The organism is Mesorhizobium sp. ES1-6, assembly GCF_020164775.1.
Classification (GTDB): Bacteria; Pseudomonadota; Alphaproteobacteria; order Rhizobiales; family Rhizobiaceae; genus Mesorhizobium.
In genome coordinates, this window is sequence record NZ_JAIUGU010000006.1 from 376836 (window position 1) to 390535 (window position 13700).

Genomic DNA, 13700 nt, shown 5'->3' on the forward strand with positions numbered 1-13700 from the left:
CGTCCCTTCATCGCCCTTGTCATCGCCCTTGCAGATAGGGGCCAAGCGTGATCAGCGCCACGGCCGCGACCGCCAGCACGATGCCGGCCGCCTGCAGCGCATTGACGCGCTCGCCGAAGAACACCAGTGCGACGACGTTGACCGAGACCAGCTGGATCACCGCCGAGAGGCTGAAAGATACCGACATGCCGAACTCGCGGATCAGCCGCAGCATGATCAGATTGCCCAGCGAATAGAGTGCCAGCGTCAGCAGGATCTTGCCCAGGCTGGGCGCCAGCCCCCATTGCTTGGCGGCGGTCGCCGCCAGCAGGAAGATCACCGTCGAAAAGCCAAGCTGCAGCAATCCCGAAAAACTCAACGTCCGTCCCCCTCGAAGCGGCTCTGGCCGCGTGCGTGGCGGACCTTGTTCCCGAAGCATGCCGGTCCGTCAAGCGATGTCATGCCCATGGCGGCCTCGTGCTAACGAGGGTCTTGGCAACGGCGGGGCTGAGGCTCAATGTGGTGAAAATCGCCCAGCCTGTCGATAAAAGGGCGATCAGGGGCTCATGATTCGTATTCTTCAGAACTTGGCGCGGCGCTGGAGCGAGCTTTCCCTCGCCTTGCAGTTCGTCGTTGCCGGCGGGTTCGGCTTGCTGGTCGTCATGCTGGTGGTGGGCGCCTGGGTGACGACGCAGATCCGGGAGGGGGTCACCCGCAATTCGGCCGCCACGACGGCGCTCTACGTCGACAGCGTGATCGCGCCGCTGTTGCCCGACCTGCGCAAGAACGAGGAGCTCAGCGAGTCCGTCAAGCAGGCGCTCGACGAGACGCTCGGCCAGGGCGCGCTCGGCAAACGCCTGGTGTCGTTCAGGCTCTGGCGCCGCGACGGCACCGTGCTCTATTCGAAAGACGCCGCCTTGATAGGCCGGCGCTTCGAGGTGACCGAAAATCTGCGTTCCGCCTTCCAGGGCAACGTTACCGCCCAGTTCGATACGTTCGACGAGAACGAAGAGAAGGAGCGGTCCTCGGGCGTGCCGTTGCTGGAGATCTACAACCCCGTGCGCGAACCCTGGTCCGGCGATGTGGTCGCCGTCACCGAATTCTATGAGGTCGCCAGCGACTTCAAGGCCACGCTGGCATCGGCGCTGCTGTCGAGCTGGCTGGTCGTGGCCGGCACCACCTTGATGGCATTCCTGCTCCTGTCGGGCATCGTGCTGCGCGGCAGCCGCACCATCGACGACCAGCGCGGGGCGCTGCGCCGCCAGGTGTCGGAGCTGCAGGACCTGGTGACGCAGAACAGCGCCCTGCGGCACCGCGTGCAGCGGGCGTCACGCCGCGCCACCGCGCTCAACGAAAGATATCTGCGCCGGATCGGCGCCGACCTGCATGACGGCCCGGCCCAGCTCGTGGCCCTGGCGGCGCTGCGCATGGACAGTCCCGTGTTTACCGGCGACGGCCTTGCCAGCGAGGGCCGCTCGACCGAGGTCGCGATGATCCGCAAGACCCTGGAGGACGCGATGCGCGAAATACGCGGCATCTGCACCGGCCTGGTCCTGCCGCAGATAGAAACGGCGGCGGTGGCGGACGTGTTGCGGCTGGCCGTCGAGGAACATGAGCGCCGGACGGGCACGGCGGTGAGGCTCACACAGCCCGCGCATTTGCCCGAGCCCGGCGCTTCTGAGAAGATCAGCATCTATCGCTTCGTGCAGGAGGGGCTGAACAATGCCTACCGCCACGGGCGGGGCAAGGATCAGGCGGTGCGCGCGGGCATGAAAAACGGCAGGCTTTTCGTCGAAGTGTCGGATGGCGGGCCGGGTTTCGATCCGGCGCGGGCCGAAGGATTGGGGCTCGCCGGCCTGAGAGAGCGGGTTGAAAGCATTGGCGGACAGTTCGAAACCCTGACGGGGCCGAAGGGCACGAAACTGGTGATCCGTCTTTCGGTCGAGGAGCAAGCATGATGGGCGCCATCCGTATCGCCATTGTCGACGACCACCCTCTCTTCCGCGAGGGTGTGACACGCAGCCTGTCGGAGATAGGAGGCTTCGAGGTGGTCGGGGAAGGGGCTACCGCGCAGGATGCGGAACGCATCGCCTCGACCGTGCAGCCCGACATCTTGCTGCTCGATATTTCCATGCCGGGCGGCGGCCTGCCCGCGGTCGCGAACATCCTTGCCGACCACCCCGCCCAGAAGATCGTCATGCTGACCGTGTCGGAGGCCAATTCCGACGTCACCAAGGCCCTGAACGCGGGGGTGCACGGCTACATCCTCAAAGGCGTCGGGTCGCGCGCGCTTGCCGATATCCTGCGCAACGTGGCGGCCGGTGAAAGCTATCTTTCGCCGACGCTATCGGCGCGGCTGCTTTCCGATGTTCAGTCCCTGCAGCCCGCCAACGGCATGGCGGACCGGCTGCGGCAACTCACCGGTCGACAGACCGAAATCCTGCGGCTGGTGGCGGAGGGGCTCAGCAACAAGGAAGTGGCCTTGCGCCTGGAGCTGCAGGAGAAGACCGTCAAGCATCACATGACGGGGGTGCTGTCGAAACTCAACGTGCGGAACCGCACCGAAGCGGCCCTGATGATGCGCGAGTTTCGCGACCGCGAGAGGGATCGCCCGTAGAGGTGGGCAGCGTTCAATGGAACAGCCGGCCCGCTCGCCGCGCGCTTTTCCCGCGAAAGCGGTTATGTATCGCGGCACTGGAATGCCGCGCAAAACGAGGTCACCTCCGCCGGGGGGCGGCGGAGGTGACGTGTGAAACTGGTCGTTGCCTGTTGACCAGTTTCACAAGGCCGAAATTCACGGGGCCGAAATTCACGGGGCCGAGATTCACAGAGCCCAGATTCGCGCTGCCTGGAGTCACAGAGCCTTGAGACGGCTGACATCGGCGGGTGTGGCACGGCGATCGATGATCGTGCGGCCGAGCTTGTCCTTCATGCTGAAACGGCCGTTCTCTATTTTCTCCGTCAAGCCATCGGGGTGCTGAACCGTAATCTTGTTGCCGTCCACGTCGACCTTGTCGCCGGTCGTGGCGTTGACATGACTGCTCTTCGCACCCTGGCCCTTGCCGGCCCCCGAATTGCCGCCACCGTTATCAGCGCCGTTGCCGTTGCCGTTGCCGTTGTTTCCGTTGCCGTTGCCGTTGTTGCCGCCGCCGTTTCCGTTGCCACTATTATTTCCGCTGCCGCCATTGCCGTTTCCGCCGCTGCTGTTCCCACCGCCGCTATTGCCGCCGTTTCCGCCGCCACTATTCCCGCCGCCGTTGCCGCCGCCATTTCCACCACCGCCGCCGCCCTTGCCGGCAAGCGCGGTCGCGGCCTCGAGTCCGGGAACGAAGCCATGAAAGGCAATTCCATAAGGAGCGATGGTCAGCACCAGCAGAGCCGCCGAGCCGAAAGCCAGCCGGCAACAACGGGCCGTTATCGATCCGTGCATCCTGATCTCCGTCGATTGAGCCGGCGCGCCCACCCCAACGTCGCAGTGCGACCAACATCGCCGAAACAAATGGTGACCGGAAGCGACCTCCGACCGTTGCGTTTGTCTTCCAAGACCTTTGCAGGCGCAAGATTGGACCAAAGTCCCATGCCGGTCGTGAAAAAGCGGTGTCGTGAGGGAGCGATGGCGGGGATACGATGTCACGAAAATGTGATCAGCAAGCTATAAGGCGGTTGAAAAGGCAACAAGCTCCAGCCAAATCCAAGCCAGAGGCTCCCATGACCGAACATCGCTCCCCCGACGTCCGATTCCGCACCAGCCTGCTCGAGGAAAACGAGGGACCGGCCAACAATCCCAGCGAAAACCGCACGATGGGCGAGATCATCGCCGCGCGGTTTTCGCGCCGTGGCTTCCTCAAGGGGTCGCTCGCCGTCTCGGCGATCGCCGCCACCGTCAGCCCGCTGGCTCTGATCGCCGCCGACGATGCCCGCGCCGCGGAAGGCTCCGCCTTCAAATTCGACGAACTGGAAGCCGGCATCGACGACAAGCACCATGTCGCGCCGGGCTACGACGCCGACGTTCTGTTGCGCTGGGGCGATCCGCTGTTCGCCGATTCGCCGGACTTCGATCCGACGAAGCAGTCGGCGCAGGCCCAGGCCAGGCAGTTCGGCTACAACAACGACTATGTCGGCTACATTCCGCTCGACGGTTCGGCCGAACATGGCCTGCTGGTGGTCAACCACGAATACACCAACCCGCATCTGATGTTCCCGGGCATCGTCAAGATCGTCGAGAAGGACGGCAAGAAGTCGGCCGAGGTGGCGCCGCTCGCGAAGGAGCAGGTCGATGTCGAGATGGCCGCCCATGGCGGCACCATCGTCGAGATCCGCAAGGATGGCGGCAAGTGGCAGGTGGTGCGCGACGGCAAGCTCAACCGCCGCATCACCGCCAACACCGAAATGGCGCTGTCGGGCCCGGTCGCCGGCCATGACCGCGTCAAGACCAATGCCGACCCATCCGGCGCCAAGGTGTTCGGCACCATCAACAATTGCGCCGGCGGCGTCACGCCCTGGGGCACCTATGTGATGTCCGAGGAGAACATTCACGGCTACTTCTCCGGCGAACTGCCGGAAGGCCACAAGGAAGCGGCCAACTACAAGCGCCTCGGCATCCCGGAAGGCGCTTATGAATGGGGCGCGCATTACGACCGCTTCAACCTCGCCAAGGAGCCGAACGAGGCCAACCGCTTCGGCTGGATCGTCGAGGTCGACGTCACCGATCCGAATTCGGTGCCGCGCAAGCGCACTGCCATGGGCCGCTTCAAGCATGAGGGCGCCGAATCGATCGTCGCCAAGGACGGCCGCGTCGTCTTCTATCTCGGCGACGACGAGCGCTTCGACTATGTCTACAAATTCGTCACCAAGGGCACATTCAACGCCAACGACCCTGCCGCCAACAAGGACCTGCTCGACGACGGCACGTTGCATGTCGCCAAATTCACCGAGGACGGTTCGGTTGAATGGCTGCCGATCGTGTTCGGCCAGGGTCCGCTGACGGCGGAAAACGGCTTTGCCGGCCAGGTCGACGTGCTGATCGAGACACGCCGCGCCGCCGACCTGCTCGGCGCCACCAAGATGGACCGGCCCGAGGACATCCAGCCAAATGGCGTCAACGGCAAGGTCTATGTCATGCTGACCAACAATTCCAAGCGCAAGGCCGACCAGGTCGACGCCGCCAATCCGCGCGCCGAAAACGCCTTCGGCCACATCATCGAAATATCGGAGGACGGCGGTGATTTCGCCGCTGCCAAGGGCAAGTGGGAAGTGCTGCTGAAATGTGGCGATCCCTCGGTGGCCGATGTCGGCGCCACCTTCTCCACCGCGACGACGGGCAATGGCTGGTTCGGCATGCCCGACAATTGCGCGGTCGATTCGGCCGGCCGCCTGTGGGTCGCCACCGACGGCCAGGGTCCGAAGGCCACCGGCCGCACCGATGGCCTGTGGGCGGTGGACACGGAAGGATCGGCGCGGGCGACCTCGAAACTGTTCTTCCGCGTACCGATCGGCGCCGAGATGTGCGGCCCGCTGTTTACGCCGGACGATCAGACCGCCTTCGTCGCCGTCCAGCATCCGGGCGACGGCGGCGAAGACTGGGAAGCGTTCGGCCGGCCCTCCTACTATGAGGACCTGTCGACGCGTTGGCCCGATTTCAAGCCCGACATGCCGGTGCGGCCGGCGGTCGTGGCGATCACCAAGCAGGGCGGCGGCAAGATCGCCATCTGACATCGGACAAGACAAACCGAGAGGGGGCTCCGGATCGCCGGAGCCCCCTTCTTTTGCGCGGTATTGCATTCAAGCCTCGGGAAAGATTGGCAATTTAAACAGGGCGCCCTAGATCGTGATGAGGAGATCATCGCCATGCCCAAGTCGATCTACGACCGTGGCCTGCTCAAACCCGACGAGGTGGCCACCTTGCAACGTGTCTTCGACGAGGCCTGCCGCCGACGGCAAGCCCATCCCGAATCCGCCGAGGCGCGTGAATTGGCGCTCACCTTGCTTGCCCTCTACAATGCCGGCATGGTCGACGAGGAGACGCTGACGGAGGCTGTCGGTTTCCGGCGGCTGGAGCCGAAATCGGCGTAGCATCCGAGATCAGCACGTCGCGTCGAAACGGATTCATGCTGTCAGCGTGATGCGCTGGATGGATGGGTCGCACCGGCGATGCGCTTGGCGATGGCCTTGGCCAAAATGGCGGCATTGGCGAAGCAGCCGCGGATGCTCGGCCGCATGCCGGTGAACCACAGGCCGGGAAGTTTCGGATCGTCCTGGCCGCCATTGAAGAGCGGAACGCCCTTCTCGTCGAGCACGCCGAGATTGCCGACCATGCGCTCCAGCCCGGTGCGGTAGCCGGTCGCGGCAATGACGATGTCGGGAGCGATCAGGCTGCCATCGGCCAGGATGACGCCATCGCGGGTGAACTCCCGTATCCCCGGCACCACCACGATCCTGCCCGATTTGATGGCATCGACGGCGCCGTCGTCCGCGGCGATCGCGGTGTAGTCCGACATCAAACGGCTGGCGCCGCCGGCAGGCGCGGGCGGCATGCCGAATTTGGTCAGATCGCCGAACACCAGACGCTGCGTCGCCGCCATCACGACGTCGGCGACGCGCGGCGGCAGGCGCGCCATGAGCGGCGAGAGGCGGTGCACGGCGATCTTGCCGATGCGCTTGGGCAACAGGGCGGGGCCGCTGCGAGCCGACAGCCAGACAGCTGAAGTATCGATGCCCGACAGATGATTGAGGGCATCGAAGCCCGAATTTCCGGCGCCGACAACCAGCACCTTCTTGCCCGCATAGGCCTGGGCGTCGCCAAAATCCGCCGAATGGACGATCCGGCCCGCGAACGCTTGCATGCCCTTCCACTGCGGCGTGAAGGGTTCCCTGTCGCGGCCGGTGGCGACAACGACATGACGCGCCAGGCGCGAGCCGGCGCTGGTGCGCACGGCCCAGTGATCGCCCTTGAACATGACGGCCTCGACGGAAACGCCAAACTCCACCGTCAAGCGGTTCGCCTCATGGAAATCGTTCATATGGCGGATGACGACATCCCGGTGCGGAAAGGCGGGGGTCCCCTTCGGATAGGCAAGGCCGGGCAGCGCGGAGAGATCGCGATGGGTGTTGAGGTGCAGCTGCTCGTGGCGCCGGCGCCAGGGTTCGGCCAGCCGGCTTTCCCTCTCCAGGATCACCGTCGCGACGCCGGCCTTGATCAAAGCCTGCGCGACAGCCAGCCCGGCGGCACCGGCGCCAATGACGATCACCGGCTCGACCGCCACCAACTGCTCCATCATCGTCCGGGTTGTCGTATCAGCCATGCACTCTCGAATCCCACTCACCTAGCGGCAACCCCGAAAGGTTCGCAGGCCGTTGTAACGGTTTGATCGCGCACAGGGTCCGAACGGCAACCCGATGCCGTTTCCAGGCCCCGCGCCGAGCCGCGATGCCGATCGGGAGGATTCCGTGCGCCCGGCGAAAACAGCCGGGGCGGCAGCGCGGCCAAAACGACGACATGACGGTTTCCCGCTTCTGTCCGAATACATCCAGCCCTATATGGCATATCGGCGGCATCGGCGATAATCAGGTCGCGGCAATGTGATTGATTCGAGGTCCGGGGGCTGGCGGACCTCTTCTGACGGCGCAGGAATCCGAACCCGTAACCCATTCGGCTTCCCGCAAGAAATCAAGGCGCCACGGCGGTCCAGCTTGCCATTCAAGGCATGCGGCGCCGCAGACGGCACGCGGAATCTCGACCATGCCCTCCTTGCGGATCTATTTCGACAAAATCCTCGAGGGCGCCTCGCCCAAGGTCGAGCGCCTGGCGCTGACGCATGTCGAGCGCCTGGCGCTGGTGCGCCGTCATGGCGACTTCTCGCTCGCTTACTCCACCGCCGTGCAGCAAAAGCTTTCCTATTTCGGCGACGCGAACGGCTACATCGCCTTCGGCACCAAGATGAGGCATCATTTCGCGCTTGGCGACCCTGTGGTGGCTCCGGCGCTGCGGCCCGACATGATCAGGCGTTTCGTCGAGGCCGCCGGCAGCCCGTGGTTCGTGCAGATCGGCGCGGAGACCGCGCGCGTGCTGGCCGGGCTCGGCTACAAGGTCAACCGGCTGGGCATCGACACCCGGCTTGTCCTGCCCGACCATGATTTTTCCGGAAAGCGCAACGAGACCGTGCGCTATTCCGAGCGCTGGCTGTTGAAGAAAGGCTTTTCGTTCGAGGAGGACAAGCGCACCGTCCATCTCGACGAGATCAAGCGGCTGTCGGACAACTGGCGCGGCGACCGCATCGTCAAGCGCTGGGAGATGGGCTTCCTCAATCGTCCCTTCAACGATCAGCTCGGCACCGACATGCGCCGTTTCGTGCTGCATGGCCCCGATGGCGAGCTCATCGCCCTGCTCGACTTCGACCCACTTTTCGCCGGCGGCAAGGTGATCGGCTATACCACCGCCTTCAAGCGCAAGCATATCGATGCCTCGCCGCATGCCGAGATCGGCCTGACCAAATACGCCGTCGACCGGTTTCGCGAGGAAGGCATCTCCGTGGTGACGCTCGGCCTGTCGCCGCTCGTCGACGTGGGGCCGAGCGGATTTTCAGAAAGCGACTTCTGGCGCAACACCTTCCAGCGCGCCTACGATTCGCCCTGGGTCAACCGCCGCAGGTTCAACCTGCAGGGACAGGCGGCATTCAAGCGCCGCTTCCACGGCACCGAGGAGCCGGTCTACATCGCCTTTCGCGAGGGGACCTATATCGAGATGCTGGGGTTGCTGCGGCTGGTCAAGGCTATTTGAACTCTACAGGACTTGGGTTCTCCGCCCCCACTTCCGTAAGCTCTATGTACATATCTTCCGTAACTTGCGTGACTGATCGGCGCGACACTTGATTGCCATGTGGTTCCCCCAATCCGTCGCTGCTTCGCAGCGCCACCTTTCCCCCCCCTCCGGAGGGAAAGGAAGGGAGCCTCATTGGAAAAGCGTTGACGGCAAAAAGCTTGGCGCCTTTCCTCTCCCCCGTCGATCGGGGGGTCCGAAGGACGGGCGAGACCCGTGGCTCGCCCCGGCAAGGTGGCTCGGCGAAGCCGAGACGGAGTGGGGGTCGACCAGCGCAGCGTAAGACAATGCATGCGCCAAGCTGCCACATACACCAGACCAACCGCGTCAGTTGCGCAGCCGGTAGCCGGTCTTGAAAATCCAGGCGACGATCGCGATACAGACGCCCAGGAACACCAGCGTCATGCCGAGGCTGACGCCGACCGAGACGTCGGCCTTGCCGTAGAAGCTCCAGCGGAAGCCGCTGATCAGGTAGACCACCGGATTGAACAGCGTGATCGTCTTCCAGATGCCGGGCAGCATGTGGATCGAATAGAAGCTGCCGCCGAGGAAGGTCAGCGGGGTGATGATCAGCAGCGGCACCAACTGCAGCTGCTCGAAGCTTTTCGCCCAGATGCCGATGATGAAGCCAAACAGGCTGAAGGTCACCGCCGTCAGGACCAGGAAGGAGAGCATCCAGAACGGATGTTCGATGTGCAGCGGCACGAACAGCGAGGCGGTGGCGAGGATGATCAGGCCGAGGATGATCGACTTGGTGGCCGCGCCGCCGACATAGGCGATGACGATCTCCAGATAGGAGACCGGCGCCGACAGGAGTTCGTAGATCGAGCCTACGAATTTCGGGAAATAGATGGCGAAGGACGCGTTGGAGATCGACTGCGTCAAGAGCGACAGCATGATCAGGCCCGGCACGATGAAGGCGCCGTAGCTGATGCCGTCGATCTCGGTGATACGCGAGCCGATGGCCGAGCCGAAGACGACGAAATAGAGCGATGTCGAGATGACCGGCGAGATGATGCTCTGCAGCACGGTGCGGAACGCGCGCGCCATCTCGACCCGGTAGATCGCCCATACAGCGCGCAGGTTCATGGCTCTTGCCTCAGAAGATTGACGAAGATCTCCTCGAGCGAGCTGTTCTTGGTGTCGAGATCGCGGAACTGGACGCCTGCCGCCTCGAGATCCCTGATCAGCGAGGCAACGCCCGGCCGGTCGCTCTGATTGTCATAGGTGTAGGTGAGCTGGCTGCCGTCGCCCGACAGTTCGAGCGCATAGCGCGAGAGCCCTTCGGGCACGCTGGCGAGCGGCGCGCGCAGCTCCATCGTCATCTGCTTGCGGCCGAGCTTGCGCATCAGCTCGGCCTTGTCCTCGACCAGGATGATCTCGCCGCGGTTGATGACGCCGACGCGGTCGGCCATGGCCTCGGCTTCCTCGATATAGTGCGTGGTGAGGATGATGGTGACGCCGTCCTCGCGCAGCCGGCGCACCATTTCCCACATGTCCTGGCGCAACTCGACGTCGACGCCGGCGGTCGGCTCGTCGAGAAACAGGATGCGCGGCTCGTGCGACAGCGCCTTGGCGATCATCAGCCGACGCTTCATGCCGCCCGACAGGGTGATGGCCTTGGCGTCCTTCTTGTCCCACAGCGACAGGTCGCGCAACACCTTTTCGACGAAGGCCGGATTGGCCGGCTTGCCGAACAGGCCGCGGCTGTAGTTGACGGTTGCCCAGACGCTCTCGAAGGCGTCGATGGTGAGCTCCTGCGGCACCAGCCCGATCAGGCTGCGCGCGGCGCGATAGTCCCTGTTGATGTCATGGCCATCGACGGTGACGGTGCCCGACGAGCGGTTGACGATGCCGCAGACGATCGAGATCAGCGTCGTCTTGCCGGCGCCATTGGGGCCGAGCAGCGCGAATATCTCGCCGCGCTCTATGTCGAGATTGACTTGTTTGAGCGCGGTGAAGCCGGTGGCGTAGGTCTTGGAGACCCCGGAAATGGACAGAATGGAGGGCATGGCTGAAAACTGCTGCCTGAAAGAGGTGACTTGATATAGGCCTGTTGTCGGCCAGCGCAACCACAAGTCAATGCCCTGCTGCCAGTTCTGGACATCGAGGCTCGGGGCCGGCTGGAAATGCATCGCCTGCAACCGGTAAATTGTCCTGTGGCGTTGAGCCTCGCGGCAGGACGCCGCTTTGACCTGACCGCGCTTCGGGCCTATCCTCCGCCAGTATTGGAGCAATTCCAGGAAAAGTGTAGCGCGCTTTCCCTCGGGAATTGCGTCGAATAATAAGCAGCCGGAGCCCGCCATGGACCCGCTTATTCTGTCGCGCATGCAGTTCGGCGCGAATATTTCGTTCCATATCCTGTTTCCGACGATCACCATTGCGCTTGGCTGGGTGCTGCTGTTCTTCAAGCTGCGCTACAATGCGACCAATGATTCCGCCTGGATGCGCGCCTATTTCACCTGGGTGAAGGTGTTCGCGCTGTCCTTTGCCATGGGCGTCGTCTCGGGCGTCACCATGAGCTTCCAGTTCGGCACCAACTGGCCGGGCTACATGCAGCATGTCGGCAACATCGCCGGGCCGCTGCTGGCCTATGAGATCCTCACCGCCTTTTTCCTCGAGGCCGCCTTCCTCGGCATCATGCTGTTCGGCTTCCGCCGCGTCTCCAACCGCGTCCACACGCTGGCGACGGTGCTGGTCGCCGGCGGCACGACGCTGTCGGCCTTCTGGATCATCGCGCTCAATTCCTGGATGCAGACGCCGGCCGGGTTCGAGATGCGCGATGGCGTGGCGCACGCCGTCGACTGGTGGGCCATCGTCTTCAACCCGTCCATGCCCTACCGGCTGGTGCACATGCTGCTCGCCTCGGGGCTGACCGTGTCGTTCCTGATCGCCGGCCTGTCGGCGCTGCGCTACCTCAAGGGCGACCGTTCGGAATCGATGTGGAAGGCGCTGCGCACCGGCGTCTTCACCGCCGCCATCCTTATCCCGATCCAGATTCTTGCCGGCGACCAGCATGGGCTGAACACGCTGGAGCACCAGCCGCAGAAGATCGCGGCCATGGAAGCCAACTGGAACACGGGGCCTAACGTGCCTCTGGTGCTGTTCGCGCTGCCCGACGAGGCGGCGAAGGAAAACAGATTCGAGATCGCCATTCCCGACGGCGCCAGCCTTATCCTGCGGCACAGCACCGACGGTGTCGTGCCGGGGCTGAACGATTATCCGGGCAACCATCCGCCGGTCTTTCCGCTCTTCTGGAGTTTTCGCATCATGGTCGGCACCGGGCTTTTAATGCTCGCCGTGTCGTGGTCGGCGGCCTTCTTCCTCAAGCGCCGGCATTCGCTGCCCAGGCCGCTCGCCATGCTGATGGTGCCGATGGCGTTGTCGGGCTGGCTGGCGACGCTCGCCGGTTGGTACACGACCGAGATCGGCCGCCAGCCCTGGCTGGTGACGGGGGTGCTGAAAACCGCCGACGCCGTAGGTCCGGTGGCGGGCAGCCATGTCGCGCTGACGCTCGCCATCTACCTCCTGCTCTACGTGCTGTTGCTGATCGCCTATCTCGGCGTGCTGGTGCATCTGGCGCTGAAGGCGGCCAAGGATGGCGATTCCTCGCCGCTGCCGGGCGTGATGAAGATAGCGATGTCGCAACCGGCGGCGGAGGAGTGAGAAAATGAGCTACGACTGGCCAACCCTGCTCCCGCTCATCTTCGCCGGCCTGATGGGCCTCGCCATCCTGATCTATGTCATCCTCGACGGGTTCGACCTCGGCATCGGCATCCTGTTCGCGGCGGCAGAAGACACCGAACAGGACACGATGATCGCCGCGATCGGCCCGTTCTGGGACGCCAACGAAACCTGGCTGGTGCTGGCCGTCGGCCTGCTGCTGGTCGCCTTCCCGCTGGCGCATGGCCTCATCCTCACCGCACTCTACATTCCCGTCTTCTTGCTTCTGGTCGGGCTGATCCTACGCGGCGTCGCCTTCGACTTCCGCGCCAAGGTGCCGGCGGGGAAGAAACATCGCTGGAACCGTATTTTCTTCCTGGGCTCGGTTATCGCCTCGCTGGCGCAAGGCTATATGCTGGGCGTCTATGTGCTCGGCCTCGATGTCGACGTGGGCGGCATGGCGTTCGGCGTGCTGGTGGCGTTCTGCCTGGCGGCAGCCTACGCGGCGATGGGCGCTGCCTGGGTGATCTACAAGACCGAAGGCGAGCTGCAGAAGAAGGCGGTGCGCTGGCTGCGCACCGCGCTGGTGCTGACCGCGCTCGGCATGGCCGCCGTGTCGCTGGCGACGCCCTTCGCCAGCCCGCGCATCTTCGCCAAATGGTTCGTCTGGCCGGAAATGCTTTATCTGTCGCCGCTGCCGATCCTGTCGGCGCTGCTTTTCCTGTGGCTGTGGCGGCAGACCTTCCATCTGCCCAAGCCCGATGACCGCCATGCCTTGAGGCCGTTCCTGACGCTGGCGGCGATCTTCGCGCTCGGCTTTGCCGGTCTTGCCTGGTCGTTCTACCCGTTCGTGGTGCCCGACAAACTGACCATCTGGCAGGCGGCGTCGGCGCCCGAAAGCCTCGCCATCATCCTGGTCGGCACCGTGGTGGTGCTGCCGGTGATCATCTTCTATTCGTTCTACGCCTACCGTGTGTTCGGCGGCAAGGCGACGGATCTGACGTATGACTGAGGGTTATGACAGCGTCTTTCTCCCCGTTCACGGGGAGAAATGCCCGGCAGGGCAATGAGGGGCAGCGCAAACCTGTCAAGCAAAGCGGATGGCCCAATCCTTCAAATGCCGGCGCCGCCCCTCATCCGCCTGCCGGCACCTTCTCCCCGTAAACGCAGGGCTGTCCGGGGAAAATTATACATATTGGAAGCCCATCTGATTTGGGGAGGTCCACTTGGTTCGGCGGCTTGG

Annotated in this window: 12 protein-coding genes; 7 read left to right on the forward strand and 5 right to left on the reverse strand. The window is 64.0% G+C overall.

The genetic code is table 11. From position 1 onward, the window contains the following. Positions 1-19: 19 nt before the first annotated feature. The gene (locus LB564_RS18220; protein WP_140703972.1) at positions 20-358 is read right to left on the reverse strand and encodes a hypothetical protein; all 339 of its coding nucleotides are present in this window, start codon (positions 356-358) and stop codon (positions 20-22) included. 187 nt (positions 359-545) lie between these two features. On the opposite strand from LB564_RS18220, the gene LB564_RS18225 reads away from it, so the two are divergent. Both LB564_RS18225 and LB564_RS18230 read left to right on the forward strand, forming a co-directional pair. Continuing rightward, the gene (locus LB564_RS18225) at positions 546-1937 is read left to right on the forward strand and encodes a sensor histidine kinase (protein ID WP_224539776.1); all 1392 of its coding nucleotides are present in this window, start codon (positions 546-548) and stop codon (positions 1935-1937) included. Continuing rightward, positions 1934-2596, forward strand: a complete 663-nt coding sequence (locus LB564_RS18230) for a response regulator (RefSeq protein ID WP_140703550.1) — start codon at positions 1934-1936, stop codon at positions 2594-2596. The genes LB564_RS18225 and LB564_RS18230 overlap by 4 nt, the downstream gene beginning before the upstream one ends. A 237-nt stretch (positions 2597-2833) precedes the next feature. On the opposite strand, the gene LB564_RS18235 is transcribed toward LB564_RS18230, so the two are convergent. Further along, positions 2834-3409, reverse strand: a complete 576-nt coding sequence (locus tag LB564_RS18235; RefSeq protein WP_224539833.1) for a hypothetical protein — start codon at positions 3407-3409, stop codon at positions 2834-2836. Positions 3410-3687: 278 nt separating this feature from the next. On the opposite strand from LB564_RS18235, the gene LB564_RS18240 reads away from it, so the two are divergent. Together LB564_RS18240 and LB564_RS18245 are read left to right on the forward strand one after the other, a co-directional pair. Next, positions 3688-5691, forward strand: a complete 2004-nt coding sequence (locus tag LB564_RS18240) for a PhoX family protein (RefSeq protein WP_224539779.1) — start codon at positions 3688-3690, stop codon at positions 5689-5691. 135 nt (positions 5692-5826) lie between these two features. Next, entirely contained in the window at positions 5827-6051 is a 225-nt protein-coding gene (locus LB564_RS18245; RefSeq protein WP_140703554.1) for a hypothetical protein, read from the forward strand. 41 nt (positions 6052-6092) lie between these two features. Here LB564_RS18245 and LB564_RS18250 read toward each other — a convergent pair whose 3' ends face one another. Further along, positions 6093-7280 (reverse strand): flavin-containing monooxygenase, encoded by a 1188-nt coding sequence (locus LB564_RS18250; RefSeq protein ID WP_224539780.1) that lies wholly within the window; start codon positions 7278-7280, stop codon positions 6093-6095. 437 nt (positions 7281-7717) lie between these two features. Between LB564_RS18250 and LB564_RS18255 the strand changes: the two genes are divergently transcribed. After that, positions 7718-8755, forward strand: a complete 1038-nt coding sequence (locus LB564_RS18255; RefSeq protein WP_224539782.1) for a phosphatidylglycerol lysyltransferase domain-containing protein — start codon at positions 7718-7720, stop codon at positions 8753-8755. A 366-nt stretch (positions 8756-9121) separates the two neighbouring features. On the opposite strand, the gene LB564_RS18260 is transcribed toward LB564_RS18255, so the two are convergent. Next, entirely contained in the window at positions 9122-9883 is a 762-nt protein-coding gene (locus LB564_RS18260; RefSeq protein WP_140703560.1) for an ABC transporter permease, read from the reverse strand. After that, a complete protein-coding gene (locus LB564_RS18265; protein WP_224539784.1) occupies positions 9880-10806 on the reverse strand; it encodes an ABC transporter ATP-binding protein in 927 nt (308 codons plus the stop codon). The genes LB564_RS18260 and LB564_RS18265 overlap by 4 nt, the downstream gene beginning before the upstream one ends. Before the next feature lie 292 nt (positions 10807-11098). On the opposite strand from LB564_RS18265, the gene LB564_RS18270 reads away from it, so the two are divergent. Beyond that, a complete protein-coding gene (locus LB564_RS18270) occupies positions 11099-12460 on the forward strand; it encodes a cytochrome ubiquinol oxidase subunit I (protein WP_224539786.1) in 1362 nt (453 codons plus the stop codon). A 4-nt stretch (positions 12461-12464) separates the two neighbouring features. Further along, the gene (locus LB564_RS18275; protein ID WP_224539787.1) at positions 12465-13469 is read left to right on the forward strand and encodes a cytochrome d ubiquinol oxidase subunit II; all 1005 of its coding nucleotides are present in this window, start codon (positions 12465-12467) and stop codon (positions 13467-13469) included. Positions 13470-13700 lie beyond the last annotated feature (231 nt).